General features: G+C 41.5%; 28 protein-coding genes and 1 riboswitch. Of the genes, 23 read left to right on the top strand and 5 right to left on the bottom strand.

Annotation, left to right across the window (positions count from 1 at the left end):
* Positions 1-430 precede the first annotated feature (430 nt).
* The 6 genes from DP73_RS00430 to DP73_RS00405 all read left to right on the top strand — a co-directional run bounded on the left by DP73_RS00430 (position 431) and on the right by DP73_RS00405 (position 7,428).
* Positions 431-1,816, top strand: coding sequence for an amidohydrolase family protein (locus DP73_RS00430; RefSeq protein WP_034596594.1), 1,386 nt, complete (start codon positions 431-433; stop codon positions 1,814-1,816).
* Positions 1,817-1,854: 38 nt separating this feature from the next.
* A complete protein-coding gene (locus DP73_RS00425) occupies positions 1,855-2,859 on the top strand; it encodes a BMP family protein (protein WP_034596593.1) in 1,005 nt (334 codons plus the stop codon).
* Positions 2,860-2,943: 84 nt separating this feature from the next.
* Positions 2,944-4,473 carry an ABC transporter ATP-binding protein gene (locus tag DP73_RS00420; RefSeq protein ID WP_034596591.1) on the top strand — a complete coding sequence of 510 codons (1,530 nt, stop codon included), beginning with the start codon at positions 2,944-2,946 and terminating at the stop codon, positions 4,471-4,473.
* On the top strand, positions 4,470-5,492 hold the full coding sequence (locus DP73_RS00415; RefSeq protein WP_034596590.1) for an ABC transporter permease: 1,023 nt from the start codon (positions 4,470-4,472) through the stop codon (positions 5,490-5,492). The genes DP73_RS00420 and DP73_RS00415 overlap by 4 nt, the downstream gene beginning before the upstream one ends.
* A 12-nt stretch (positions 5,493-5,504) precedes the next feature.
* A complete protein-coding gene (locus DP73_RS00410) occupies positions 5,505-6,443 on the top strand; it encodes an ABC transporter permease (protein WP_034596588.1) in 939 nt (312 codons plus the stop codon).
* Positions 6,444-6,624: 181 nt separating this feature from the next.
* Positions 6,625-7,428 carry a MerR family transcriptional regulator gene (locus DP73_RS00405; RefSeq protein WP_034596582.1) on the top strand — a complete coding sequence of 268 codons (804 nt, stop codon included), beginning with the start codon at positions 6,625-6,627 and terminating at the stop codon, positions 7,426-7,428.
* 41 nt (positions 7,429-7,469) lie between these two features.
* Here DP73_RS00405 and sfsA read toward each other — a convergent pair whose 3' ends face one another.
* On the bottom strand, positions 7,470-8,159 hold the full coding sequence (sfsA, locus tag DP73_RS00400) for a DNA/RNA nuclease SfsA (RefSeq protein WP_034596579.1): 690 nt from the start codon (positions 8,157-8,159) through the stop codon (positions 7,470-7,472).
* Between the two features lie 98 nt (positions 8,160-8,257).
* The gene (locus tag DP73_RS00395) at positions 8,258-9,055 is read right to left on the bottom strand and encodes an SDR family oxidoreductase (protein WP_034596576.1); all 798 of its coding nucleotides are present in this window, start codon (positions 9,053-9,055) and stop codon (positions 8,258-8,260) included.
* Positions 9,056-9,302: 247 nt separating this feature from the next.
* Positions 9,303-9,479: riboswitch (Lysine riboswitch) on the top strand.
* 236 nt (positions 9,480-9,715) lie between these two features.
* Here DP73_RS00395 and dapA point away from each other — a divergent pair.
* From dapA to leuD, 3 genes are all read left to right on the top strand, one after another.
* On the top strand, positions 9,716-10,591 hold the full coding sequence (gene dapA / locus DP73_RS00390) for a 4-hydroxy-tetrahydrodipicolinate synthase (RefSeq protein WP_034596574.1): 876 nt from the start codon (positions 9,716-9,718) through the stop codon (positions 10,589-10,591).
* A 134-nt stretch (positions 10,592-10,725) separates the two neighbouring features.
* A complete protein-coding gene (locus DP73_RS00385) occupies positions 10,726-12,012 on the top strand; it encodes a 3-isopropylmalate dehydratase large subunit (protein WP_034596571.1) in 1,287 nt (428 codons plus the stop codon).
* A 16-nt stretch (positions 12,013-12,028) separates the two neighbouring features.
* Positions 12,029-12,553, top strand: a complete 525-nt coding sequence (gene leuD / locus DP73_RS00380) for a 3-isopropylmalate dehydratase small subunit (protein ID WP_034596568.1) — start codon at positions 12,029-12,031, stop codon at positions 12,551-12,553.
* Between the two features lie 126 nt (positions 12,554-12,679).
* Here leuD and corA read toward each other — a convergent pair whose 3' ends face one another.
* Both corA and DP73_RS00370 read right to left on the bottom strand, forming a co-directional pair.
* Positions 12,680-13,633: a magnesium/cobalt transporter CorA gene (gene corA / locus DP73_RS00375; protein WP_034596564.1), complete on the bottom strand. Its 954-nt coding sequence runs from the start codon at positions 13,631-13,633 to the stop codon at positions 12,680-12,682.
* A 271-nt stretch (positions 13,634-13,904) separates the two neighbouring features.
* Positions 13,905-14,615, bottom strand: a complete 711-nt coding sequence (locus DP73_RS00370) for a class I SAM-dependent methyltransferase (protein WP_052090320.1) — start codon at positions 14,613-14,615, stop codon at positions 13,905-13,907.
* A 158-nt stretch (positions 14,616-14,773) separates the two neighbouring features.
* Between DP73_RS00370 and DP73_RS00365 the strand changes: the two genes are divergently transcribed.
* Positions 14,774-15,556, top strand: coding sequence for a DUF2268 domain-containing protein (locus DP73_RS00365; RefSeq protein WP_034596557.1), 783 nt, complete (start codon positions 14,774-14,776; stop codon positions 15,554-15,556).
* Between the two features lie 143 nt (positions 15,557-15,699).
* Here DP73_RS00365 and DP73_RS00360 read toward each other — a convergent pair whose 3' ends face one another.
* Positions 15,700-15,957: a hypothetical protein gene (locus tag DP73_RS00360; protein WP_034596554.1), complete on the bottom strand. Its 258-nt coding sequence runs from the start codon at positions 15,955-15,957 to the stop codon at positions 15,700-15,702.
* A gap of 275 nt (positions 15,958-16,232) precedes the next feature.
* Between DP73_RS00360 and DP73_RS00355 the strand changes: the two genes are divergently transcribed.
* The 13 genes from DP73_RS00355 (at position 16,233) to DP73_RS00295 (ending at position 26,221) form a co-directional block, all read left to right on the top strand.
* The gene (locus DP73_RS00355; RefSeq protein ID WP_034596552.1) at positions 16,233-16,550 is read left to right on the top strand and encodes a metalloregulator ArsR/SmtB family transcription factor; all 318 of its coding nucleotides are present in this window, start codon (positions 16,233-16,235) and stop codon (positions 16,548-16,550) included.
* Positions 16,551-16,631: 81 nt separating this feature from the next.
* Positions 16,632-17,636, top strand: coding sequence for a permease (locus tag DP73_RS00350; protein WP_034596549.1), 1,005 nt, complete (start codon positions 16,632-16,634; stop codon positions 17,634-17,636).
* Between the two features lie 211 nt (positions 17,637-17,847).
* The gene (locus DP73_RS00345; RefSeq protein WP_034596546.1) at positions 17,848-18,087 is read left to right on the top strand and encodes a thioredoxin family protein; all 240 of its coding nucleotides are present in this window, start codon (positions 17,848-17,850) and stop codon (positions 18,085-18,087) included.
* Positions 18,088-18,153: 66 nt separating this feature from the next.
* A complete protein-coding gene (gene sigZ / locus DP73_RS00340) occupies positions 18,154-18,711 on the top strand; it encodes an RNA polymerase sigma factor SigZ (RefSeq protein ID WP_034596545.1) in 558 nt (185 codons plus the stop codon).
* Positions 18,712-18,797: 86 nt separating this feature from the next.
* Positions 18,798-19,628, top strand: a complete 831-nt coding sequence (locus tag DP73_RS00335; protein WP_052090318.1) for an arsenite methyltransferase — start codon at positions 18,798-18,800, stop codon at positions 19,626-19,628.
* A 128-nt stretch (positions 19,629-19,756) separates the two neighbouring features.
* Positions 19,757-20,095, top strand: a complete 339-nt coding sequence (locus DP73_RS00330) for a metalloregulator ArsR/SmtB family transcription factor (RefSeq protein ID WP_034596543.1) — start codon at positions 19,757-19,759, stop codon at positions 20,093-20,095.
* 20 nt (positions 20,096-20,115) lie between these two features.
* A complete protein-coding gene (gene arsB / locus DP73_RS00325) occupies positions 20,116-21,192 on the top strand; it encodes an ACR3 family arsenite efflux transporter (protein ID WP_282432637.1) in 1,077 nt (358 codons plus the stop codon).
* 12 nt (positions 21,193-21,204) lie between these two features.
* A complete protein-coding gene (locus DP73_RS00320) occupies positions 21,205-21,612 on the top strand; it encodes an arsenate reductase ArsC (protein WP_034596539.1) in 408 nt (135 codons plus the stop codon).
* 205 nt (positions 21,613-21,817) lie between these two features.
* Positions 21,818-22,786 carry a sulfite exporter TauE/SafE family protein gene (locus DP73_RS00315; protein ID WP_034596538.1) on the top strand — a complete coding sequence of 323 codons (969 nt, stop codon included), beginning with the start codon at positions 21,818-21,820 and terminating at the stop codon, positions 22,784-22,786.
* A 21-nt stretch (positions 22,787-22,807) separates the two neighbouring features.
* Positions 22,808-23,185, top strand: coding sequence for a PadR family transcriptional regulator (locus DP73_RS00310; RefSeq protein ID WP_034596537.1), 378 nt, complete (start codon positions 22,808-22,810; stop codon positions 23,183-23,185).
* Positions 23,182-24,003 carry an extracellular solute-binding protein gene (locus tag DP73_RS00305; RefSeq protein ID WP_034596535.1) on the top strand — a complete coding sequence of 274 codons (822 nt, stop codon included), beginning with the start codon at positions 23,182-23,184 and terminating at the stop codon, positions 24,001-24,003. The genes DP73_RS00310 and DP73_RS00305 overlap by 4 nt, the downstream gene beginning before the upstream one ends.
* A gap of 276 nt (positions 24,004-24,279) precedes the next feature.
* The gene (locus tag DP73_RS00300) at positions 24,280-25,764 is read left to right on the top strand and encodes a SulP family inorganic anion transporter (RefSeq protein ID WP_034596635.1); all 1,485 of its coding nucleotides are present in this window, start codon (positions 24,280-24,282) and stop codon (positions 25,762-25,764) included.
* Between the two features lie 37 nt (positions 25,765-25,801).
* The gene (locus tag DP73_RS00295) at positions 25,802-26,221 is read left to right on the top strand and encodes a universal stress protein (RefSeq protein ID WP_034596534.1); all 420 of its coding nucleotides are present in this window, start codon (positions 25,802-25,804) and stop codon (positions 26,219-26,221) included.
* The last annotated feature ends 88 nt before the right edge of the window (positions 26,222-26,309 follow it).

Genomic DNA, 26,309 nt, shown 5'->3' with positions numbered 1-26,309 from the left:
TATTTACCTAGGAAAGGGGTTGAATTACAGAGGGTTTTATTTGAAATTCAACCCCCTTTATATAATTATTCTAATTAGGAATGTATAAAATGTTTCCATAGCTAAGATTCGACAGAACAGCAGCGGGTAAAGAAAGAATTTGCTGTTGGCAAATGAAGTCTCTAAAAAGAAGCCATAGGCTTCTTTTTTTGCTCCTACGCCTATGGCTTTGCGACAGCTAAGTTTTAACACCTATTATCTCAACATTCTTTGGTTGATTTTCTAGGTTTTTTCAAGTGCATTTAGGAAGTGCACTTTTATGTATCCACTTTGAGGTTAAGAATGGTACTTGACCCTATAGTAACTATAGGGTATAGAATACCAAATATAACGAATGGCAAACGGGATGCCAATTACTATATCGAACAAAAAGAAAGGCAATGAGGACAGCATGACAAAGAAAATCTTAATTAAAAATGCCCGGGCCATTGTGACATGTGACGCTTCAGATCAAGTGTTTCAGGATATGGATATGCTTATCGAGGGATCACAGATTGTGCAGATTGGCAAGAGCATAGCAACACAGGACGCTGAAGTCATCGATGGGCGTGATAAATTCCTTTATCCCGGCCTGATCAACACCCATCACCATTTTTTTCAAACCTTTGTCAGAAACCTAATGACCATCGATTATCCCAATCTGCTGGTAGTCGAATGGCTAGACAAAATCTACCGCATCTTTCAAAAAATCGATTCCGAGGTCATCTATTATTCATCATTAACTGCCATGGGAGACTTGCTGAAACATGGCTGTACCTGTGCTTTCGATCACCAGTATTGCTATACACGCGCCTCAGGCAAGCTGCTGGTCGACCGTCAGATGGAAGCGGCTGCCCAACTGGGCATAAGGTATCATGCAGGCAGAGGCACAAACACACTCCCACGCAGCAAAGGGAGTACAATCCCCGAAAACATGCTGGAGACGACGGATGAATTTATTGCTGATTGTGAACGACTAATCGATATGTATCATGATTCGGATCCCTTTGCCATGAAGCAGATCGTCGTGGCACCCTGCCAGCCTATTAACAGCTACATAGAAACCTTTAAAGAATCTGTCGCTCTGGCAAGAGCAAAGGGTGTCCGCATGCATACTCACCTGGGCGAGGGAGAAAATGTGATTATGCAGGAACGCTGGAATAAGCGTACGCTGGAGTGGTGCCAGGATATCGGCTTTATCGGCCCGGATGTTTGGATTGCCCACGGCTGGGAACTCCAGCCCGAGGAATTCAAGTTGATGGGACAAACTGGCACAGGGGTGTCCCATTGCCCCTCGCCGGCGGTCTTGGGCGGGTTCCCGATCCTGGATATGAAAGCTCTCCAGAAGGATAATGTAACCATTAGCCTCGGGTGCGATGGTTCCGCAACCAATGACAGTTCCAGTCTCCTTGATTCCTTAAGGATGGCTTATCTTATGCAGGCTTACCACAGTAAGGAGCGAGGGGGGGGCCTTTCTCCTTATGAATTGCTGAAAATAGCAACAGTTAACGGGGCAAAAACCTTGGGCCGGGATAAATTAGGCTCATTGGAGGTTGGAAAGGCTGCAGACTTGTTCATGATCAACACCGGAGTCCTGGAACTTACGGGCACCCTGCATGATCCTAAAAACATTCTGGCTCGGGTGGGTGTCACCGGTCCGGTTTGGCTGACCATGGTCAACGGTAAGGTTGTTTTCAGGGACGGCCAGTTGTTAGGTGTTGACGAAAGGGCAGTGGCCGAAGAAGGGGAAAAGGTTTGTACGCGGGTGCTTCGCAATGAATGTGAGGCTTTCCGCTAAACATAAAACAGAAACAGAAAAAGAAAGAGGAGATTAGAATGAAAATTTATAAAGGGCTCGCACTTCTATTGTGCATGTTAGTTCTGTTAACCGGGTGCGGCAGCGGCGCTGCCCAAGAGACGACGTCAAAAGATCAGAAAATGAAAGTAGCATTGCTCCTCTCCGGTCCCGCCAATGATCAGGGATGGAATGCGACAGCTTTAGAAGGACTTAAGGCTGCTGAATCAAAATTCGGGTTAGAAACTACCTATTCCGAAAATGTCGGCGTGGCTGATACAGAATCTGCTTACAATGATTATGCTGCCCGGGGATATGATTTAATCATCGGCCACGGGTTTCAGTTCGGAGATCCGGCAGTCCGAGTAGCTCAAAAGTTCCCTGAGCTCCATTTTATGGCAACAGAGTCCAATTCACAGGCTGAGAATATGGCTTCCTATGTAATGAGCTGCGAACAAGGTGGATATTTGATGGGTATCCTATCCGCTTCTATGTCCAAAACCGGCAAAATCGGAGTAATCGGTGGTATCGAGCAACCATCAATTATCAAGGAACTTGAGGCTTTTAAACTGGGAGCCAAAAAAGTAAACCCTAACATTGTTGTTTATGAAATCTACGTTAATTCATTTACGGATGTTTCTGCAGGGAAAGATGCGGGCCTATCTATGATTGACAAAGGTGCAGATGTGCTTTACCACGTTGCCAACCAAGCGGGCACCGGTGCTATCAAGGCTGCAGAGGAAAAAGGTGTTCTGGCCTGTGGGAATTCATACGATCAGAATTCAATCGCCCCTAATACTGTAATTTCTTCAACTGTGTATAACATGCCAACAGTCATCCTGACTGCTGTGGATGCAGTTAAAAATGGTACCTTCAAAGGCGGCATTACTCACTTAGGCATGAAAGAAAAAGTCGTCGATGTTTCCCCGTACCATTCTTTTGAAAGCAAGATTCCCGAAGCTACCAAGAAACTCATCGAAGATACCAAGCAACAGATTATTGATGGAACATTAACCGTCCCAGTTATCGAGAAATCCACGAAGTAGGCATAAATATTACGAAGATGTCTCGATGGATCATGTTGCGACTGTCCAGGGACATCTTCGTCTTTTTTAGGGGAGGAGTAATCTATGGCTTTGCTTTCCATGAAGAACATTAGCAAATCCTTTTTTGGAAAAATGGCCAATAGCCAGGTCTGTTTTGATCTGGAACCGGGAGAAATCCATGCCCTCTTAGGAGAAAATGGAGCAGGGAAAACCACCTTGATGAATATTTTATACGGCATCTATTCTAGAGATTCCGGTGATATTTTCTGGAAAGGGCAAGAGGTTTCCTTTACTTCACCCAGAGATGCCATTGCTTTTAAGATAGGTATGGTTCACCAGCACTTCATGTTGGTTCCAACCTTAACTGTGTCTCAAAACATAACCTTGGGGCTCAAGGAGAAAGGATATCCTTTTCCTGACCGCAAAGTACTTAATGCAACTATTATGGAAGTTTCCCAAAAATATGGGCTTCAGATTGATGTTAATGCATACATTTCTAACCTATCTGTGGGGGAACAGCAAAGAGTTGAGATTATTAAACTTCTCTACAGAGATGCGGAACTGCTTATCCTGGACGAACCCACTGCAATGCTGACTCCACAGGAGACAGAATACTTTTTTGAGGTGCTGCGTAAACTGCGGGCGGACGGCCATTCGGTGATCATCATTACTCACCGTATCCCTGAGATTATGAGCATTAGCGACCGGGTCACAGTTCTAAGAGACGGGTACAATGTGGTGACAGCGAAAACCAGTGATATTAGCGAGCAAGAGTTATCCAGGTATATGATTGGGCGTCAACTTCAGATTATTCAGCGTGAGACTATCCTGTCCGATACCGGCAGAGAGGGAATTGCCCTTGAAGAGGTTTCCCTGCAAGAAAAGGGTAGAGAGCGGCTTAATTCTCTTTCCTTGCAGATTGCGCCGGGGGAAATCGTCGGTGTGGCAGGGGTTGATGGTAACGGGCAAAAGGAGCTGGTTGAGGTAATTCTGGGCATCCGTAAACAAAGCAGTGGGAAGATCAGGATGGATGGCGTAGATATGAGTTCTCTGAGCGTACTTGAACGTAAGAAGCTGGGAATTGGCTATATTTCAGATGATCGTCATCAAGACGGTTTAGTGATGGACATGAGCCTAACGGACAATATCCTCTTAAAAACCCACACCGACCGCCGCTTTATTAAGCATGGACTGATCAATACCCGCTTAGTGCGGGCTGAGACCCAAAAGGCAGTTGAAGACTATGCCATTAAAACCCCGGGGTTGAATACCCCTCTGCGCTACCTTTCCGGCGGAAACCAGCAAAAGCTAATCCTGGCCAGGGAAATGGCAGGTAACCCCAAAGCTATCATAGCGCATCAACCCTCCCGGGGGCTGGATATTGGTGCAACGGAGTTTGTCCAACAGCAGCTCCTCCAACACCGATCGAATGGGTGCAGTATTCTCCTCATCTCAGCTGACTTGGAAGAAGTCCTCTTGCTAAGCGATAGGATCGCCGTGCTTTATAAAGGGTGTTTTCTGGGGATTTTCCCTAATACCCAAGAACTGGATTTATCCCAGATTGGTCTTTTGATGGCTGGCAAAACGTCTGAAGCAAGGAAGGAATCACTATGAAACAGTTTGGCAAACTTCTGTCTTATCTCGGTATTGCTTTCCTGACCTTATCAATCTCGATTTTGCTCATTCTCTTGGTTGGCAGCAGCGTTACCCAAGCATTCTCCAGCTTTTTATCCGGAATTTTCGGCTCCTTCTATTCTGTTTCTGAGGTCATGGTCAAAGCAACTCCGTTGATCCTAACAGGATTGGGGGTGGCAGTAGGTTCTCGAAGTGGGTTTATAAACATCGGTGCCGAAGGGCAGCTTTATATGGGTGCTATTGCCGTTACCTTTATTGCTTTCTGGCTGAATGATCTGCCGGCAATAGTTATGATTCCTCTGGTGATTCTGGGCGGCTTTGTTTTTGGCGGCATCTGGTCTGTAATTCCGGGATTCTTAAAGGTTCGGTTTGGGATTTCAGAGGTAATTACTACTCTTATGTTTAATTATATCGCTCTAAGTATCGTAGGAATTTTAGTGCGCACTTGGCTCAAGGATCCCGCCAGTTCCTTGCCCATGTCGGCTTTTCTGCCCGACGGTGCCACACTGCCAACCCTTATAAGCACTACACGGCTGCACGCAGGCCTTTTGGTTGCCCTGATCTCTGTTGTCCTCGTCTGGCTTGTGGTTTGGAAAACACCTACAGGCTATGAAATGCGGGCGGTGGGTTTAAATCCCAGGGCCAGTAAATGCTCGGGTATCTCAGTGTATAAGAACATCATCCTTTCCTCCCTGATAAGCGGCGGGCTTGCTGGAATTGCAGGTGTGTGCGAGGTTTCCGGACTGCATCACAAGCTGCTTGAAGGGATTTCACCAGGCTACGGGTATATTGCCATTATCGTTGCGCTGTTAGGGAAAAATCATCCCGTAGGTGTGGTCATCTCCGCGTTAGGTATCGCAGCGCTTCAGGTTGGTTCATTAGGAATGCAGCGTATGGCCGGGGTGCCGACCTCTATTTCATCTATTATCATGGGGGTTGTCGTCTTATTAATTCTGGCCCGTAAAAGTCTATTCCGCCGACTTTTAACCGACGAATAGGAGGATCAAACAATGGATTCTGGATTTATTGCACTTGTTACTATGTATTTAGTAGCCTCTGTAAGGATGGCAACCCCGCTTATCTTAGCGGGATTGGGGGAGGCTGTTTCCGAAAAAGCCGGGATCCTGAATATCGGCGTTGAGGCAATTATGCTTTCTGGAGCATTCTTTAGCTTCATTGTCGCTTTCTTTACAGGTAATCTTTTCCTAGGTCTATTAACGGGTATTGTTGGCGGCGTTTTAGTCAGCATGATCCATGCTGTATTGAGTATCCATTGTAAAGCAAACCAGACCATTGCGGGTCTGGCACTCAACTTTATGGTGATGGGGCTTACAAGCTTCTTGTTTTTGATTGTCTTTGGGCAAACGACGACCATCCCATCTTGCACTATGTTTGGTGACATAAAAATCCCTTTGCTGTCGAGTATTCCAATCATAGGCCCAGCTCTGTTTAATCAAAACGTATTTGTTTATCTAGCCTTAATTGGCATCATACTGACGGCGATTTTCTTTTATAAGACGGAGTGGGGGATCAATCTGCATGCTGTCGGGGAACACCCACAGGCGGCAAACTCAGCCGGCCTTAATGTCTTTGCAATTCGCTATTTTGCTTGTTTTATAAACGGTGTGTTAGGCGGGTTAGGGGGAGCAAGTATAACCCTGGGACAGTTAGGTTTCTTCATGGAGAATGTTACCTCAGGTAGAGGGTATATCGCTTTGGTGGCCGTGATCCTGGGACGGCGTAATCCAATCGGAATTTTTGCGGCAGCCATGGTGATCGGATTTTCCCAGGCACTGCAGTACAACCTCCAAACCTTGGGATTCCCGATTCCGACTCAGGTATTCACCATGTTCCCATATCTGGTTGCCGTCATCGTACTCTTCTTATCGATTGGTAAAAGTATTGACCCTTCTGCATTGGGCATCCCCTTCGAGCGCAATAAACGGTAGCGACTATTTTTGTGAAATCTGAACTAGTCATAGTTTATAAATTTATTCTTTTTCCTTCAGATCGCAAAGAGTAGGTAGTATAACTTTTATTTCTGCTCCTGACCAGGTCGGCAAACTACGGGATTGTCTGCTAGGCAATTCATAGATATAATGACCTTATCACAGGAAAGGAAAAGGTTATATGAAAGAGACTCTCAGCATTGGCGAGATAAGTGCTTTATTTCATTTGAATGTGCAAACTCTCATCTATTATGATTCAATTGGGTTGCTTGTCCCTATTGAGCGGAATCCGACCAACGGCTATCGCAAATATCGGTTCGATCAGATTTATAAGCTCGCCACCATACGTTATCTCCGGCGCCTGGGTTATTCCCTCAAGGAAATTCAGGCTTCTTATTTAGAATCCCGTGATATCGATTCTAACTTGGAGCAGCTAAAAAAGCAGTCTAGTATCATCAGAAAAAAAGCAGAAAACCTGCTTAATACTGACAGAGCGATTCAGCAGAAGATTCATTTCATCGAGCAGGAATTGCCCAATGTTGACATAGAGCGGGTCTCAATTAAGGAATTCCCCGAGAGGTTTTATTTTCCTATAGGAGGAGAAGAGCTGCTCTATGGGGATGATTGGTTCTACCTCAATCCAACAGTGGTGTTTTACAAAAACGATTCCAAATATTTTGGTGCTTATCTCTTCGACGATGGAGAAAACACAATCCTGCAGAAAGAAATGACTGATTCTCTGCGCTTTCCAGTAATACCTGCCGGGCGTTACCTCTGCGGGTATCATCAGGGTGCTTATGAGCATATCTACGCAAGTGCCCAGCGCATCCGTGATGCGGGTGGAGATTTAGATCTTGCTGATATTACCATTAACTTTAATATCATTGATCAATTTGTGGAACGGGATAACAGGAACTATATTACGGAAGTGCAAATCCCGATTATTGACAGCGAGGAACTTCGGGAGCTTTTATTAGGGATTTAAAATCAGGTCATAGTAGATTGTGGGGATCATTGAAGCCCTGTCTAGCAAAGACGAACTTCTACCGGAGTTCCTATGGTTATCCCGTCTTCTGAAACTATCGAATCATAAGCCAGGATAGTCACTCCTTTTTCACTGGCAAGCCTTAAGGCTTTAGTGAATTCCGGATCCCTTATCTCAAAGGGGGTAAAATAGTTCACGCCCTTCATTTGAATGAGAAAGAAGATGAACCCCCCATACCCTTCTTCAACAGCTTTGATCATCTCATAAATATGCTTGCAACCCCTCTGAGTAGGAGCATCAGGGAACATGGCAATCCCCTCAGTTTCAAGGGTTACACCTTTTACTTCTATAAAGCCACTTTGATCGTTGGTTTCAAAGTACAAATCAAATCTAGAATTACCGTAAACAACCTCTTTGGAAAGTTTTATAACTTCGAGAAATTCCTTGATTTTCCCCTCCATGATCCCATCAAACACCACCAGATTGGGGACTTGTGAATCGATATTGATCAGAACATCTCCCTTATAGCTGGCTATAAGGGAGTACTTCGTCTTGCGCTCTGTATTTTTTGCTTCTTCCAGAACTACCATAGTTCCTTCTTGGAGTATCTCTCTGCATCGCCCGGTATTTTTAACATGAACAATTTCTTCATTATTGTCTACGATAACGTGAGCAATAAATCTATTAGGCCGTCTTATAAATCTTGCCACTTTAACAGATGAATACTTCAATGTTTGCACTCCTTTAATTCATAAGATAGCCTGCATAAAACTTATCATGATAAGATTGCTGTTCATTATATAGTTAAAATTGAAGAGGGGATAGTTAATCAATTGTCATACTTAGAAAGCCACTTGGAAAATTCAAGGGCATTTATTCTTTCAGCTGTTAGGCCATCAGACTTGCTGGAAGCCAGGAAAACAATGGGTTCTACCATAACTCTTGGGCGTAGGAGTGGGGATTTTATTTGACCCCTAAGATCTTCGGGAATCATCCCCGTATCCGTTGCTCCGCCAGGAAGCAGCATATTAACGGTTATTCCATAGGGGCGAAGGTCCTCGGCCATTATGTAAGACAGTGATTCTGCACCGGAACCGGCAGGGCCGTAGGGGATAAAGCCTGTACCCCTCATGGTTTCCTGATTCATCGTAATGTTAATAATTTTCCCATGCCCCTGGCGGATCATCAGGGGGGTAAACCCTCGGGCCACAAGAAAATAACCCGTAAGGTTTGTGTCAATTAAATTTCGGAACCCCTCAGGGGTGACTTGAAAAAAGGGCTGGGGTTCGATCAAGAAGCGCTTATTTACTGTACCCATCCCAATTCCGGCGTTATTGACTAAAACATCAAGCTTCTCCCAGGTTCTTTGTACCCATTCCACTAAATCCGCTATCGACGTTTCCGAGCGAACATCCAAAGGTAATCCGTATACATCCAAACCGGATGATTTAAGTCGTTTAACTTGATTATCCAGTTTTACTCCGGGTTTTGAAGCTAAACCAACCGTAGCCCCAGCACGAAGGAGCCCCTCTGCCATTGCAAGTCCAATACCGCTTGAGGCACCGGTGACAAGAATATTGATTCCCGATAAGTCAGTATTGGTAGTTGAAGTATTTGTTTTAGTCATCTCAGACCTCCTAAATGTGTTATGAGTATAATACCGAAATTTTTCAATAAATACTATCAAGAACAAGAAAACTTGGCTGACGTCAAGCCGCAGGAGAAGGCTGAGTTACTTTCATGTCGGGGAAGAGAGCCAAATGATGCATCATGGCTACCGCCTTATCAAAGCTGCTATAGGAAATATCAGGAAAACAAACAAATAAGTCATTGCACTCAGGGGTGTTTTTCGCTATAATCTAACTAGTTGAATACCGGAAGATAGAGGCGGGTCAAACAAGAGTAGCTAAGGTGAGGTTGGAGAGATACCTATGATTCTTAGCGAAAGGGGATGGCTCCGAAGGGTGGATTTTCTCTTATATTCCATACCTGGTTCCTGGATTAAGAGTCCTTGAACTGTCACCGTATTGCGGTGAAGTGCTATCGTTTTGTGTGCATTATTTAATTTTTTATTAATTTTGTTTATAACAAGGCGTAAGCTTAATCTGCGCCTTGTTTTTTATGTTCTAAAGGAAAAATTGTCCGGGCTTACCATGTCAAAAGTATGTTAGTTGGTGAGTTGTCCATATTCTAGAACTTATTCTGCTGAAACTGATAAAAAACAAACTGATGTTAGATCAAATAATTCTTTAAAAAGAATAAGCAATAAGAGGTAAGGAGTGGGGATATGTCATTTGGAAGAATTCTAACAGCAATGGTTACACCTATGAACGAGGGTTTAGAAATTGATTATAAAGAAGCGGGGCGTTTAGCATTACATTTAGTTGAGCATGGTAATGATGGGATTGTCGTCGCAGGGACAACCGGGGAATCACCGACAATTTCCTCTGAAGAAAAGCTTGAATTATTTAAAGTTGTCAAAGAAGCCGTAGGCTCGCGGGCTTTCGTTATTGCCGGGATCGGCTCAAACACCACAGAAGGAAGTATAGCATTAGCCAAAAAAGCTGCTGGTATTGGAGTAGATGCGTTGATGGCAGTGGTACCCTATTACAACAAACCTTCTCAAGAGGGCTTATATCAGCATTTCCGAAACATCGCCGAAGCCACTTCGCTTCCCCTAATGCTTTATAATATTCCGGGCAGATGTTCAGTGAATATGCTCCCGGAAACCGTACTCAGACTCAGCGAAATCCCTAATATAACAGCGCTTAAGGAATCCAGCGGAATGATGGATCAGGTTAGCGAACTAAAGCGTATTCTGCCAGAGAACTTTGCTATCTATAGCGGGGATGACTCCCTAACTTTGCCCATGCTGTCCTTGGGCGCTACAGGTATTGTCAGTGTGGCAGGACACGTTGTTGGTGATGAAATGAGAAATATGGTCGACTCCTGGTTTGCCGGAGATACTCAGACAGCTTTAAAATGGCATTTGAAGCTAACTCCTTTGTTTAAAGGGATTTTCGTAACCGCAAACCCTGTACCGATCAAATACCTGTTGAAGTATCAGGGGATTAATGCCGGTGGGGTAAGACTTCCTTTAGTCGACGCTGTCGAAACTGAAAAAATTTTTCTTGATGATTTATACCACCGAATTAAAGGTTAAAATAGCAAGTTTTTCATACAGGACAAAACTGTAATATTATACTTTAATATAATAAGAATTTATTATAAAATAGGAATATAAGGTTTACACAGATAACTCAAATCTAAATTACAATAAAATACAAGGAGAATAAAATGGGGAAAACAATCGCTGAGAAAATATTTGATGCACACAGGGTAAACATGCCGTTTCCGGATACCCATGTTTTAAAACTGGATAGAGTTTTTTGTCATGAAATTACCACACCCATTGCCATCACGGATCTTATGGCCAGGGGAATGGACAGAGTCTTTGATCCTACGAAAATTAAGGCGGTCATCGATCATGTTACACCCGCCAAAGATTCAAAAACGGCTGAGCAGGGAAAGATTCTACGGGATTGGGCTAAAAGACATGGTATCAAAGACTTTTTTGACATCGGGAGAAATGGTGTTTGTCATGCAATATTCCCGGAAAAAGGATTCGTAAGACCAGGCTATACAATTATCATGGGGGATTCACACACCTGTACCCATGGAGCTTTTGGTGCTTTTGCTGCCGGTGTCGGGACAACTGACCTTGAAGTAGGGATACTTAAGGGTATATGTGCCTTCCATTTCCCGAAAACCATTAAATTTGTGCTTAATGGCAGCTTAAAACCAGGGGTTTATGCCAAAGACCTGATCCTGTTTATCATCAAAGAACTGACGGTAAACGGGGCAACAAACATGGTCATAGAATTTACCGGACCGGTTGTCGATGGAATGTCCATGGAATCACGTATGACATTATGCAATATGGCCATTGAAGCCGGAGGCACTTGTGGAATATGTTATCCGGATATGACAACTGTTGAATACCTATGGGAATTTATTAAAGACGAATTTAAAACAAAAGAAGACGCTTTGCTGGAATACTCAAAATGGACTTCAGATGCAGATGCGTCTTATGAAAAAGTCTATGAATATGATGTCTCTACCTTAGAACCAATGGTTACTTTCGGATATAAACCAGACCAAGTAAAATCAGTCAATGAAATGTCTGATACAAAAATTGATCAGGTGTATATTGGAAGCTGTACCAATGGTCGTATAGAAGATCTTAGAATTGCTGCAAGTATCATTAAGGATAAGAAGATAAGCAATGAGGTAAGGGCCATTGTAAGCCCTGCAACCCCAGCTATTTATTCCTTGGCTTTAAAAGAAGGCCTAATTGAGATTTTCCAAGACGCAGGTTTTTGCGTTACAAACCCAACCTGCGGAGCTTGTCTCGGCATGAGTAATGGGGTACTTGCTAATGGTGAAGCCTGTGCGTCTACAACAAACCGTAATTTTAATGGCAGAATGGGGAAGGGCGGTACAGTTCATTTGATGAGTCCTGCTACTGCTGCAGCTTCAGCGATTGAAGGAAAAATAACCAACTCACAATTGTATAAAGCTTAAAATATCGGAGGGAAAGATGAAAGAATTTAGCGGAAAAGTCTTATTCTTAGATAGAAGTGATATCAATACCGATGAAATCATTCCGGCCAAATATCTTACTGAAATTACCAAGGAGGCCTTGCAGCCTTACTTATTAGAGGATTTGACTCTTAATGGATTTAACAACAAAGAAGATATTCAGAACAAAACTGTGCTTGTAACAAGAGCTAATTTTGGTTGCGGGTCTTCCCGAGAGCATGCTCCCTGGGCCTTGGAAGTAAATGGAATCAATGTGGTGATAGCGGAGAGCTTTGCCCGGATCTTCAGACAGAATATGTATAATTGCGGTATGCTCGCAATTGAATTGCCAGCAGATAAGCTGGAATATCTTTTTGAGAACTACTCGGGGAAAGACACTTCAATAACAATTGACATTGATCGAAATAAGATTGTTGTAACTTCATTAGATCAATCAGAGGAAATTGATTTCCAAGTCGGCGAGTTTGACAAGACACTTGTTAAAGAAGGCGGTTGGGTTGGTTACGCTGATTCAAACTATTGATTCATAAGTCAATTAGTCATTGCACAATGTCGAGCCTTAGGCCCTGTATAACTAATTTGTTATGCAGGGCTTTTATTTTCGTGAGAGTTGCAGAATACGGAAAAGTAGGGATAACCCTTTGCCAGTTCAACTATCAAACCATCCTTTGCCCTTGAACCACAAGAACATTAAAACGCCGATACACGTCATTATACCTAATACTAGGAAATAACCATATTTCCAGGTTAACTCCGGCATATAATCAAAGTTCATGCCATAAATTCCGGCTATAAAGGTTAATGGAATAAAAATTGTTGTGATCACCGTCAATACCATCATATTTGTATTCATACGATTTGAATTTATCGATAAATAACTATCACGGAGGTCAGAAGTTATTTCTCGGCTTGACTCAATCATATCCGAGAGCTTCAATAAATGGTCATGTATGTCAGAAAAATACATTTTATGCTCTTTGAAGCCTGGGAGTCGTTCAGAATTTAAGATTCTATACAACAAATCTCTCATTGAAGATACAGTTCTTCTTAGTTTCAATAAATCTCCTCTTATTTGAAATACCTCATCTAACAGTTTATGGATAAACTTGCGATCTAGATTTGCATCTAATGCATCTAATTTATCTTCAATCTTATAAACAGCCGGGAAGAAATGATCAACTATTTTATCGAAAATTTGGTGTGCTACAAATATCGCCCCTTTGTCCCAATGAGATCGATCCCCGGTAACTCGTTCCCAAGCAGCATCAATCTCAGGCAAGCTATCTGTATGGAATGATATGATAGAATTTTGTTCAACGAATAAGGAGACCTCCGACGGATCTAGAGTATCGTCTTTTAAAGCGTTAAGAATGAAAAAGGTGTACCCTTCATAATAGTCGAGTTTGGGTTTGTTTAAGGAAAAAAGGGTATCCTCGATAGCTAAGGGATGAAACTTAAAGTGCTTTTGTAACAATTCTATTTCAGACTCGTTAGGGTTATCGAAATCAATCCAATACCACTGAAGATCATGATCATTTAAGCTATCTAGACTGAAGTTAAAATAAGGCTCCGAGTCCTTTTTGAATCCAAAGGTTCGAATCAAATTAACTCATTCTCCTGTCTTAGTTATAATAGTAACTGAACAAGATAATTTTAACAGATAACGTTTGAATTAGCATTGTTCACCCTGAACTTATATATCTATATATATTATTTCTTTAGCTGGTATGATAAATATTAATAAATGGTTTGCTTCTATTGCATGGAAGCAAACCATTTATAATCACACCAGACACTCGAAAATCTAGCGAATAATCCTGGATGAAAAGACCGCAGTTTGATCAAGAGTGACAAGGGTATTAATTGAAAAGGTATTAACAACACCTAAAAATATAATAACCTAGTTTATCCTTATAAGTTTTTGTTAAGTGCTCATGCTTTTCAAGAATTTCAAGTAACTTCTCATCTATATTGCCTGATAGTGAAAAATCAGTAGAGGTATCAATATCATTATCATCCAACGGCTGTTTGTATTTATTTATACTAATTTGTTTGAAACCAGCCTTTTGAAAAAGGTTACGCCAATCTGATACAGTTAATAATCGAGAAATTCCATAAAAGTCAACTAACGTTTTTAGTTCTTCTTCAGAAAGGGACTCTTCAAGTACTATTTCAATTGCAAGCAATACTCCATTTGGTTTAAGCACTCTTTTAAATTCCTGTAGTGTTAATGAGACATCTGTAAACGATGTTACTGATTCGGATAGGATGAAATCAAATAATCCATCAAAATGCGGCATTTTTTCGACACTACCATCTATTACTTTAATAGGTAGCTGTAAGGATGAAAATCTTTGAGTAGCCTTTTTTAGCATTGTTGGATTATTATCCAAGGAAGTAACAGAACAGCGGTACTTTTTTGCAATGTATGCAGATGTTTGACCTGTGCCACATCCAACGTCAAGGATCGACTTTTCTTGATCTATATATTCCCTTGATAAAATGGTTTTTGTAAGTTTAAGACCTCCAGGATGAGCCCCCCCAACTCCGAACAAAGACAGACAATCGAGATATGAGTAATTCAATTCCAGTCACATCCTAGTCGTTAAATAACTATATTATTTTATGGTAAAGTAAATAATTTGACACTTTATCCTTCTCCTATTCAAAGTTGAAAGAGAACGCAACGTTATTTGGTAGCTGTAATCATCTTTAACCTGATGTAAGCTAGGGGTGCGTGTTTATGAGCGTTATTAGAACAGATAAGTGGTTAATAGATTTATATGAGCAACCAATTGAAATTTGCGAAAATTTAAAGCAGTATTTCGAGGGTGCTCAAGCTTACGAAATCTATGATTACTTAACTCAACATGGAATGTATCGATCCTTCAAAAATGGAAAAGAGCTTGCGAGAAATTTAATGGAAAATAACGTGTGGAAAATTGTTCGAAATGAAAACGAGCAACTTACAAAAATGTGGGAAGGGCCGAATGTCCCTGTCTTCATTTTTCCATCAGATACTAATAACCAGGCAATTAGAATGGATTTCAACGGAAAATCAGGGCTAGCCTTTAGAGATAAACTTTTTTTATTTGTCTCGAAGGATTCCTTAAATACTGAAATAAAGGCTTTGTTTACACATGAATACAACCACGTTTGTCGTTTATATAAATATAAAAAAAGTGAAAAAGATTACGGATTGCTCGACAGAATTATTTCGGAAGGATTGGCAGAAAATGCTGTTCGCGAAAGATTTGGTGAAGAGTTTATAGCAACCTGGACATCTTATTACACAACTGATGAGCTAGAGAAATTATGGAACAACCTAGTATACCCCAACAGAAATGTATTACAAACTGATCGTAAACATCTAGGCATACTATATGGATTAGATTCTTATCCTAAAATGGCAGGGTACAGTGTTGGGTATTTTTTAGTCAAGAAATATATTGAAGCAAATCCCTTGACATCTAAGGATCTATTCAGTACCCCAGCGGATGAAATAGCAAATCTAGAAATAACTTAGACAGTAAAGGATAATGAAGAAATTAGAACCTTCCTAATAAAAACTGACCATAAGAAGTTTTTCTGGTAAAGAATTAGAAAAGCTCGAAGGCTAAATTCGCCTTCGAGCTTTCTAATCTCTAAATAGAGATTTGTAATATAAGATTAGATAAAGAAGAGGGGAAGTAAAGCCAATGTGGCAATCGAACCTAACGCAATTCCTGCACCAAAACCAGGATAACCACCATACCAACCGTAGCTAAAGCCCCCCAAATCCCTGGTGCGATTTAGCGGTTGTAAATATACTCGACTGTTGTCAACATCCCCGATAATACCTCTGTGAACACTTCCCTCATGAGTTATAATTTCAACTGCTCTACCTCTGTATCTTTGGCATAGCGAATAATAATGTCCAAATGCCATTTTGTCACCTCCATCTAATGAACTATATGATAGTTTATGTATTAAGATATCGTTGTGATCCATAAATTACCATATTGATTTTTAGAAAGTTCCCTTTGAACCCAGGAAGCGTAACAACTGGAATATACTTGCGGGAGGTAAGATTCTTCTGTAGATAATTTCGTAGTAACCCAGGGTTTTTTGAGGATATCTTGACAATAAAAGGAATTAACAATATAATAAATTTAACATATTAGATATTCCTAATATGTTAATGTATTTTAGGGGTGAGAAAAATGTCAAATATGGGTAATCAACTTATATCAAGTGTATTTAAAGCTTTGGGACATCCTACAAGAATCCAAATACTAAAACTCTTGCGAAAAGGTGAACTCTGCGTTTGTGATATACTACCTAACCTTGATTCAGAACAATCGAATACTTCTCAGCATCTTACAGTATTAAAAAATCAAGGGATTGTAGAAAGCAGAAAAGATGGATCTAAAGTTATTTATGCAATAAAGAATCAGGAAGTATACCAGATGATTGACCTTGTTGAGGCAATTATTCTACGTCAAATAGAAGAAACAAAGACTTCCTTATCAAGATCTTAGATCAAGGGTCTTAGTATGAGCTATGATTAAAAGTGGTAAGAGGATGCTAAAAAGTCGTGATTAAATTTAGGAGATGATCGTTTGTTTATTTTTGAGTGGTTAAATAATCAATTACTTAGAATGGAGTGGCTTTATGATTTAGTAAAGCTTATGGTAGAAAAGGTTTTTGGGTTAAGCATCCAAGATCCCTTAGGCGGAAGCATTCATTTCTATATTTATGACGTCATAAAAATCTTTATCTTGCTTTCAGTCTTAATCTTTACTATTTCCTATATTCAAAGCTTTTTTCCGCCGGAGAGAACCAGAAAAATACTGGGTAGATATAAGGGGGTTTCGGCAAATATCTTAGGTGCTTTACTTGGGACGGTTACACCATTTTGTTCTTGCTCCTCTATTCCATTGTTTATAGGCTTTACCAGTGCAGGTCTGCCAATCGGTGTGACATTTTCGTTTTTGATATCCTCACCGCTTGTTGATTTAGCCTCGGTGATTTTACTTGCCAGTATCTTCAACTGGAAAATAGCCATAGCCTATGTGGTTGTTGGGATTGTCCTGGCAGTGATTGGTGGGTCATTAATTAGTTATGCAAAACTGGAAAAATATGTAGAGCCCTTCGTTTTTGGAAATAAGATTCTTGATATAGATCAAGAAGAGCTGACGACTGGTGAAAGAATGGAATATGCCAGAGATCAGGTCTTAGAGATCATTAAAAAAGTTTGGTTATACATTCTCATCGGTGTTGGAATAGGGGCAGCCATCCATAATTGGATTCCTGAAAACATCATATCAGCCGTGCTTGGCCAGGATAAGTGGTATTCGGTTTTGTTAGCTACCCTTGTGGGTGTGCCAATGTATGCAGATATTTTCGGAACCTTGCCCATAGCTGAAGCTTTAGTATTAAAAGGGGTGGGAATTGGAACTGCCTTATCCTTTATGATGGCGGTAACAGCACTTTCGCTCCCCTCCATGATCTTGCTAAAAAAAGTGGTTAAGCTGAGACTTTTAGCGATCTTTGCAGGGATTGTTACTCTGGGAATTCTAATCATTGGATACTTCTTCAATGCCTTTGGTTATTTATTGATGTAGGGTATTTGGATGCGGAATGCTTTGGCTCTGTGGCAGGAATTTGTTATGTGGGTGAGTATGGAGAGAGGGGGGATTATATTTTTTCATGGGGAAATGATAATGTGGATGCTGTAAATGAGGATGAGAAATAGCCGGATATGGCATTTATTGTGTTAATTGTCTTTATATTTTAAGTGTGAATTCTAATCAAGAAGTTAGGGAGTGGATTATTATGATCATCAAAATTTTAGGGTCTGGATGTAAAAACTGTGAGACTTTGAAAGAAAATACGGAGAAAACATTAAAAGAGACGGGCATGGCAGCGGAAATTATTAAAGTCGACGACCTAAAGGATGTTATGGCCTATGGGGTAATGTCGACCCCGGCCTTAGTCATTGATGAGAAGGTTGTATCCGTTGGTAAGGTATTGAAGCCGAAGGAAATAGCTAAGATCTTGGAAACTTATAAGTAAGATTGTGGAGATCCAGTTAATACTCACTACGGGAATGGCTGCTTACAAAAAATGAGGTGGTTTGCTGTGAGTACTTGTATAAACTGTGTTTGGGAGGAATTCAGTCTACCCCTCAAAAGGTTTATTAAGAATCGGGTTGATAATGAACAGGATGCCGAGGACATATTTCAGGAAATTTTTTTAAAAATCCATAAGAATATCGACAGAGTGATGAACGAGGATAAAATTCATGCTTGGATATACAGAGTAGCCCGAAACACTATTACAGACTACTATAAGAGAAATCACGATAAGTTGGAAATCACAGATCTTAGCGAAGATCTGGAAAGCACAACAGATGAGGAATCGTCTGCAAACATTGAAATAGCATCGTGCTTAAAAGTTATGGTAGATAGTTTGCCGGAGACCTACAAGCAGGCTATTCTGCTGACAGAATTCCAGGCTATGACCCAGAAAGAGTTGAGTAAGGAACTGGGTATTTCTATATCGGGAGCAAAATCCAGAGTTCAGCGGGCCAGGAAAATGTTAAAAGATATGCTTTTCGCCTGCTGTCAGTTGGAAATTGACAGCAGGGGGAATATCATCGACTATAAGCATAAAAGTAGTGAATGCAAATATTGTTAAGAAAAGGGACGTAAAGATGCGTCCTTTTTTCGTTCCCAGCGTCTTTAATAGTGAAAACTATTTAATGAAATTGATGGAGGGTATTTATGACAGACAATAAAGAAGAGATAAGAGACTTTATTAGAAAGAATTATGCAGAGGTTGCCCAGAAAGGGGCTGAAGGAGGCTGTTGCGGCGGCGAATGCAGCTGCAGTGGTTCACTGGTAGATATTGCTGAAATATCCGCCAAAATTGGTTACACCGAAGGGGATCTTTCAAGTGTGCCGCCTGAAGCTAATATGGGACTGGGATGCGGGAATCCAATTGCTATCGCATCTTTAAAAGACGGGGAAGTAGTTCTTGACCTAGGAAGCGGCGGCGGTTTTGATTGCTTCCTTGCCAGAAGGCAGGTAGGGGACGCAGGATATGTAATAGGGGTTGATATGACACCGGATATGGTTAGGCTGGCAAGGAAAAATGCTGAGAAAAGTGGGTATACAAATGTTGAGTTTAGATTGGGGGAAATTGAACATTTGCCTGTTGCGGATAGTTCTGTAGATGTCATCCTATCGAATTGTGTAATCAATCTTTCTCTGGATAAGGAACAGGTGTTTAAAGAGGCTTTAAGAGTTCTTAAGCCCGGTGGAAGATTATCAACATCCGATGTTGTTGCTACAGCTCAATTACCTAGACTCATAAAAGAAGATTTAGCACTGATTGCAAGTTGTATTGGTGGTGCGGAATATGTTGAAGACATCAAAGCAATGTTGCAGAGCGTGGGCTTTAAGGATATCCGCTTGACACCCAAGGATAACAGCAGAGAGATTGTTAAGTCTTGGGCACCCGATAAGAATATTGAAGATTATGTTGCTTCTTATATCATCGAGGCAACCAAAGAGGAGAGAGAGATGCAAAAAGTCATTCAAAACCTGCCTTAGGTAACCATTGGCTGAAGCAAATTTTCGAATATCAGTTTTCTTTTATGAGATCATAATGTATAATACTCTTATAATCGCATAAGCGAATATAAGAGTATTATGTTAGAAAGGTAATAAGAGGTGATTCAATGGAAAAACTGTTAGATGCCTTAAAGGCCCTATCTGATGAAACTCGGTTAAGGATTCTAAACCTGCTATACGAAAAGGAACTCTGTGTTTGCGATATCATGGAAACTTTACAAATTACCCAGGCTAAGGCATCGAGGCATTTGATCTATCTAAAGAATGCCGATTTGGTGAAAGATCGCAAGCATGCCCAGTGGGTTTACTACTCCTTGGCTATCGATGAACGGATAAAGTTTATAGACAGCTTGGTCTATGACAACTTGAGGAATCTGGAACTATATCAGAATGACCTACAAAACTTGAAGGATTGGTTAAAGCGCAAGACTATGAACTGTGATTAGATTTATGGAGGATGATTAGAGTGGAAAAGGTTAAACAAGCCAGGTTATCGTTTTTAGACAGATTCTTGACACTATGGATATTTATTGCTATGGCAGTAGGGGTTTTGGGCGGGTATTTCTTTCCTGACTTAGCAACGTCACTAAGTGAATTCAGCACAGGAACTATATCCTGGCCTATTGCAATCGGTCTGATCATCATGATGTATCCACCTTTAGCTAAGGTGAAGTATGAAGAGATCGGAAAGGTTACAGAAAATAAAAAGATCTTTTCCTTCTCGCTGATTCAAAACTGGATTATCGGTCCAATTTTGATGTTTGTCTTGGCTGTATTGCTCCTGGGTGATAAACCTGGATTTGCCATTGGTCTTATTATCATAGGACTTGCCCGGTGTATTGCCATGGTTATTGTTTGGAATTCCTTGGCCAAAGGGGATAATGAATATTGTGCGGCTTTAGTAGCCCTGAATTCTATCTTCCAAATTCTTTTATACACGGTCTATATTTATATCTTTGTAACACTCATTCCTAAGTGGCTGGGACTTTCCTGGGGAGGCCAGGTCGTAGATGTTTCCATGTGGGAAGTAGCCAAGAGCGTTCTTATTTATTTGGGGATTCCTTTTGCAGCAGGCTTTTTGACACGGTTCAGTTTGATAAGAATTAAAACAAAAGAGTGGTACGAAAAGGTATTCATTCCTAAGATATCTCCTTTAGCTCTGATGGCATTGCTTTATACCATCGTCATTATGTTTATAACCAAAGGAGAACAGATTATTAATAATCCTGGAGATGTGGTTAGAATTGCCATACCCATGTTAATTTACTTCGCCATTATGTTCTTTGTGAGCTTTTATATGTCCTTTAAAGGTGGGTTCAGATATGACCAAACGGTAACCCTTGCTTTTACAGCCGCAAGTAATAACTTTGAGCTTGCCATTGCTGTTGCCGTTGCTGTCTTTGGGATCGCATCAGATGTAGCTTTTACGGCAGTAATCGGTCCTTTAGTTGAAGTACCCGTCATGATTGCTCTGGTAAATTCAGCTCTTTTCTTCAAGCGGAAATATTTCAATGAAAATGGCCTGCCAAAGCATAGCCATTAAAAGGAGTAAATTATGACTCAGAAAATAAAGGTTGCCTATATTTGCGTTCATAACTCCTGTAGATCACAGATGGCAGAGGGGATATCAAAGTTAATTGCTGAAGATTATTTTGAAGCCTATTCAGCTGGGACTGAAACCAAACCAGAGATTAATCAGGATGCCGTTGAGGTAATAAAAGAGCTCTATGGTATTGATATGAATGCAACGCAAAAATCGAAATTGCTTGCAGATATTCCCCCTGTCGACATTGTAATTACAATGGGGTGTAATGTAGAGTGCCCTTTTCTTCCATGTAAGTACAGAGAGGATTGGGGACTGGATGACCCGACAGGTAAGGACAAGAGTGAGTTCGTAATAACTGCCCAAATAATTGAGCAAAAGGTCAGGAACCTAATAAGCAGAATAGACAATTTAGTATAACCGATTTAATATGACATCAATTAGCCTAAAACCTTGGCAAACTTAAGCCCCAAGGTTTTAGGCTTTTTATCTTTAAAAATAGCCTAAAATTTCTTTTTACTTTAAAAGGATATTTGCTGAAGATGTAGAATAAATTCATATTGATATTATGTGCACCGTGAGAGTAGGTGACGAATACATATATGATTAAAAAGGAGGAAATACTATGCATTTTGCAGTTTCCGGTGTCGATGTATTACCCTTTATTCCGCCATTAGTAGCTTTTCTGGTGTCATCATTAACAGCCTCTGCCGGGGTATCGGGTGCTTTTTTACTACTCCCATTCCAGGTGAGTGTTCTGAACTTTACCAGTCCGGCAGTGAGTCCTACTAACCTAATCTACAATATTGTAGCCATCCCTGGTGGTCTCTACCGCTATATCAAAGAGGGGCGCATGGCATGGCCACTAACGTGGGCGGTGGTCATCGGTACTCTACCGGGAGTATTCGTTGGAGCCTGGGTACGTATCCTCTACTTGCCGGACCCCAAAGTCTTTAAGCTCTTTGTAGGCCTAGTATTGTTGTACCTGGGCTATCGGCTTTTGTCGGAAGTCATGGGCTGGAATAAGAAGGTAAAAGAGCAGAATAAAGTCATGCAGAACAAGTTTGCTGAACAAGTGGCTAAACTGAAGGAAGAAAATTCCGGCCGAATGGCATCCGGTCTGCCTCCAGAGGCAGTAGTTAAGACTAAGACTATTTCCTGGAAGAAGATTGAGTATGAATTCTGGGGGGAAACCTATTCTTTTAGTGGAATATCTATTTTGAGCCTCTCTTTGGTAGTGGGTTTAATCGGCGGCATTTATGGCATTGGTGGTGGGGCCATCATTTCTCCCTTCTGTGTGGCTGTGCTGGGTCTGCCCGTTTATACTGTGGCTGGTGCTGCTTTGGCAGGCACCCTCATCACCTCCATTGCTGGGGTTACCTACTACCACATTCTGGCTGCCAGTAGCGTCGCGGCTGGAGCCGCAGTGACTCCGGACTGGATGCTAGGCATTCTTTTTGGTATCGGTGGTCTATTAGGTACTTATGTGGGTGCTCGAGTCCAGAAGTTCTTACCTGATAGAATTATTAAGATTATCTTAACCGTTTTAATTCTGTTCCTGGCGTTCAGCTATATAGGACAATATTTCTTCTAAATTTAATTTCGAGGTGAGTCTGTGAAAGAAGAAGCGCAAAATCCTGCCTTTGCTTATATTGCCGGTCGCATAGATAAGATGCTGGTACCGGCTCTGCTTAACTTTTTGGCGCATAAGCCAGCTCATGGTTACGAGTTAATTCAAAAAATAAACGAATCTGGCTTCTCCGAAATCGAGGCAGATCCAGCCACCATTTACCGTAACCTTCGCCGGATGGAAGAAGATGGGCTGGTTCTATCTCAATGGGAAACTGAGCACACCGGCCCTGCCCGACGATCCTACCAGTTAAGCCCCGAAGGTCATCAGGCGTTGGAGTATTGTGTGCAGTTGATTTCTGACAAAGTGAATAATATGACGGCATTTTTAGACCAGTACCGACAGGAGGTGAAGGAGAGATGATTAACCAGCAAATCTTAAAAATATTACATGCCGGAGCATTGCGCAAACCGGTGGTGGAATGCGCCAAATTGCTACAAGAAGCTCGCCCGGAGCTGAAGTTTCAGCTGGAGTCCTATGGTTCACGGGCCTGTGCCCGACAAGTACGTGAGGGCAAGGTGGTGGATATCCTGGCATTGGCAGACCCTATGCTCTTTGCTGAGCTGCTTGGGCCTGAGTATGTGGACAAATACTATATTTTTGCCAACGACCAAATTGTCCTGGCCTATAACGAATTTTCCAGAGGCAGTAGGGAAATTAATGCCCGGAATTGGTTTGATATCCTATTGCGGGAAGAAGTCACCTTTGGACGGTCTAACCAACATTTAGACCCCTGCGGCTATCGCACACTGATGGTCTGGCAACTGTCGGAGCAATATTACGGCCGACCGGGTCTCTTTAGACAGCTGGACCAGAGGTGCAGAGGGGATTTGATTTATCCCAAATCCTATGATTTGGCCTCTGATGTACTGGTAGGCAAGCTAGACTATGCCTTTGAATATCTCTGTGTGGTTAATCAGTTTGGCCTGAGCTATCTGTCTCTGCCGGAAAAAATTAACCTCTCGAACCCTGCCCATGTGAACTATTACAACCGGTCTGCCGTTAGTTTGCAGGGTAAAAATTCTGGCGACATGATCACTATTCCCGGTGCACCCATTGAATTTGCCATCGCTATTCCGAAAAATGCAGAGAATCTTATACTGGCAAAGGATTTCCTGGACTTGATCCTAAGCAAAAAAGGTCAGCAAATTTTAGAGGATTGTGGACTAATTCCATACTAAATCTTTAAGCCTGGGCAACCGGGCTTTTATTTATAAACTATTTCTTATGATGACTTTATTCCTGAAGTGAAATAAGGGGGCTGGGAAATGTTTTTGGTTCACACCGGCACCTGAAAGATTATTTTGACAAATTGCTGTTTATGACTATTTGTGATAATGTTCTACAGGCACTCTCGAAATTTAATCTCCTCAATGAGTTAATCAGTTAGGAGAATTTTCTTTTTGCTCCTAGGGGAACACTATTCGAAAGTAGCTTCTTATAAAAGTGAGGTTTGTATGGAAACTTTATCCTTCAGAGAGTCATGGTTAAGCAATATTAAAAATGATGTATTGGCTGGGCTTGTCGTTTCCCTGGCTTTGATTCCAGAGGCAATTGCATTCTCAATTATTGCCGGTGTAGACCCAATGGTGGGGTTATATTCATCCTTTATCATTCCGATTGTGATTGCTTTTGTCGGGGGAAGGCCTGGAATGATTTCTGCGGCGACAGGAGCAATGGCTCTTTTGTTTACTACCTTAGTAAAAGATCATGGTATCGAGTATCTGTTTGCTGCTACGATACTCACAGGACTATTTCAGATCTTATTTGGGACATTCAAACTGGCCAGGTATATGAAATTTATACCTCGCTCAGTGATGGTTGGGTTTGTTAACGCTTTAGCAATTATGATTTTTACTTCTCAATTCCCATATCTGTTTGGCCAATCATTGCCAGCTTACGTTATGACAGTGGGTGCTTTAGTGATCATCTACGGTCTGCCACAGATAATAAGGTCAATTCCTTCTACACTTGTGGCGATTGTTGGGATTACAGCTATTGCTATAATACTTGACCTCAAGGTTCCAGTGATCGGAGACATGGGAGTTATTACACGTTCTTTGCCCAGTTTTTCTTTACCCAACCTGCCGATAACCCTGGAGACATTATTAATTATTGCACCCTATTCCTTTGCCTTGGCAATGGTAGGATTGACTGAATCCTTGCTCACAGCCACAATTGTGGATGACATGACGGATACAGGGAGTAATAAAAATATAGAGAGCCAGGGGCAGGGTATTTCGAATATTGTCGCCGGTTTTTTGGGAGGAATGGCCGGGTGCGCCATGATTGGACAGTCGGTCATTAATGTGAAATCAGGCGGAAGAGGGAGATTATCAACGTTTATAGCAGGAGGTTTTTTGATCCTTCTAATTATTGGTCTCCGGGATTATGTCGTGCAAATTCCTATGGCAGCTTTAGTTGCTGTCATGATTATGGTCTCGGTTGGGACTTTTGACTGGCAATCGCTTAAAACCTTGGGCATTACTCCTAAAACGGATGCCTTTGTGATGATCGTTACCGTTTTGACGGTTCTATTCACTCATAATTTAGCCTTAGGGGTTATGGCGGGAGTTATTCTAAGTGCAGTCTTTTTTGCCGCCAAAATTTCTAAGGTTTATACCAAGAAACAATTAGAGCAAGATGGTTCAGTGAAAACATACAAAATCAGTGGGCAGCTGTTTTTCGTCTCGGTAACAGATTTGCTGAATGCATTTGATTTTACGACGGATAACAAGGATAATATTCAAGAAGTAATTATAAATTTCAGCAATGCAAATCTCTGGGATGATTCAGCTGTTGCTGCCATTGATAAGATCGTCTTCAAATACCGTCAATACAATATCAAGGTAACCTTAAGCGGACTAAACGAGCAGAGTGCTCGATTGATTGATAAATTGGCCAGGCACACAGATTTGAACTCTGAACCGCCAAAACACTGAGAAGCGATAGATATAAATTAAATATGGGGGGTTACTTATGTTTAATAAAATCCTATTGGCCGCCGATGGCTCTGAACATTCCTTAAGAGCTGCTGAAAAAGCAATCTTGTTAACGCAGAATAATCCGGAGGCAACCATTGAGATTGTCTATGTGATCAACAGTGAGGCATCTAAAGCGGATGTATTACGCGAGTTAGATACCGACGCTATAACCTTAAAAAGGAATCAAAAGCTGCTTCCCATACAAGAGAAGATGAAAGAGGGGAAGGTTAATTTTAAGGTAAAGTTTATCCACGGTGAGCCAGGGCCTGCCCTCGTAAAATATGCCAATGAGGGAAAATTTGATGTTGTTGTCATAGGAAGCCGGGGGTTAAATACCTTACAGGAGTTTGTCTTAGGAGGAGTTAGTCATAAGGTGGCTAAAAGGGCTAATTGTCCTGTACTAATTGTAAAATAGGGCTTTTTTTAGGATAAGCAATAAATAGCGTCGAGGCAGCGGTGGCGACAGGGAATTATTGCCGAAGATCCATCCGAAACCCTGGAGG

Origin of the sequence: Desulfosporosinus sp. HMP52, from assembly GCF_000765145.1 — a bacterium.
In the GTDB taxonomy this organism is placed as follows: Bacteria; Bacillota; Desulfitobacteriia; order Desulfitobacteriales; family Desulfitobacteriaceae; genus Desulfosporosinus.
This window is presented reverse-complemented; position numbering and strand designations above follow the sequence as displayed.

What these genes read in the sequence shown, in the direction of transcription:
- dapA (WP_034596574.1), top strand. Translation starts at nt 9,716, where the DNA reads ATGTCATTTGGAAGAATTCTAACAGCAATGGTTACACCTATGAACGAG.
- DP73_RS00365 (WP_034596557.1), top strand. Translation starts at nt 14,774, where the DNA reads ATGAGCGTTATTAGAACAGATAAGTGGTTAATAGATTTATATGAGCAA.
- DP73_RS00360 (WP_034596554.1), bottom strand. Translation starts at nt 15,957, where the DNA reads ATGGCATTTGGACATTATTATTCGCTATGCCAAAGATACAGAGGTAGA.
- DP73_RS00385 (WP_034596571.1), top strand. Translation starts at nt 10,726, where the DNA reads ATGGGGAAAACAATCGCTGAGAAAATATTTGATGCACACAGGGTAAAC.
- DP73_RS00345 (WP_034596546.1), top strand. Translation starts at nt 17,848, where the DNA reads ATGATCATCAAAATTTTAGGGTCTGGATGTAAAAACTGTGAGACTTTG.
- DP73_RS00405 (WP_034596582.1), top strand. Translation starts at nt 6,625, where the DNA reads ATGAAAGAGACTCTCAGCATTGGCGAGATAAGTGCTTTATTTCATTTG.
- DP73_RS00355 (WP_034596552.1), top strand. Translation starts at nt 16,233, where the DNA reads ATGTCAAATATGGGTAATCAACTTATATCAAGTGTATTTAAAGCTTTG.
- DP73_RS00335 (WP_052090318.1), top strand. Translation starts at nt 18,798, where the DNA reads ATGACAGACAATAAAGAAGAGATAAGAGACTTTATTAGAAAGAATTAT.
- DP73_RS00415 (WP_034596590.1), top strand. Translation starts at nt 4,470, where the DNA reads ATGAAACAGTTTGGCAAACTTCTGTCTTATCTCGGTATTGCTTTCCTG.
- DP73_RS00430 (WP_034596594.1), top strand. Translation starts at nt 431, where the DNA reads ATGACAAAGAAAATCTTAATTAAAAATGCCCGGGCCATTGTGACATGT.
- DP73_RS00425 (WP_034596593.1), top strand. Translation starts at nt 1,855, where the DNA reads ATGAAAATTTATAAAGGGCTCGCACTTCTATTGTGCATGTTAGTTCTG.
- DP73_RS00420 (WP_034596591.1), top strand. Translation starts at nt 2,944, where the DNA reads ATGGCTTTGCTTTCCATGAAGAACATTAGCAAATCCTTTTTTGGAAAA.
- DP73_RS00315 (WP_034596538.1), top strand. Translation starts at nt 21,818, where the DNA reads ATGCATTTTGCAGTTTCCGGTGTCGATGTATTACCCTTTATTCCGCCA.
- DP73_RS00320 (WP_034596539.1), top strand. Translation starts at nt 21,205, where the DNA reads ATGACTCAGAAAATAAAGGTTGCCTATATTTGCGTTCATAACTCCTGT.
- DP73_RS00410 (WP_034596588.1), top strand. Translation starts at nt 5,505, where the DNA reads ATGGATTCTGGATTTATTGCACTTGTTACTATGTATTTAGTAGCCTCT.
- DP73_RS00300 (WP_034596635.1), top strand. Translation starts at nt 24,280, where the DNA reads ATGGAAACTTTATCCTTCAGAGAGTCATGGTTAAGCAATATTAAAAAT.
- DP73_RS00305 (WP_034596535.1), top strand. Translation starts at nt 23,182, where the DNA reads ATGATTAACCAGCAAATCTTAAAAATATTACATGCCGGAGCATTGCGC.
- leuD (WP_034596568.1), top strand. Translation starts at nt 12,029, where the DNA reads ATGAAAGAATTTAGCGGAAAAGTCTTATTCTTAGATAGAAGTGATATC.
- DP73_RS00395 (WP_034596576.1), bottom strand. Translation starts at nt 9,055, where the DNA reads ATGACTAAAACAAATACTTCAACTACCAATACTGACTTATCGGGAATC.
- DP73_RS00295 (WP_034596534.1), top strand. Translation starts at nt 25,802, where the DNA reads ATGTTTAATAAAATCCTATTGGCCGCCGATGGCTCTGAACATTCCTTA.
- DP73_RS00330 (WP_034596543.1), top strand. Translation starts at nt 19,757, where the DNA reads ATGGAAAAACTGTTAGATGCCTTAAAGGCCCTATCTGATGAAACTCGG.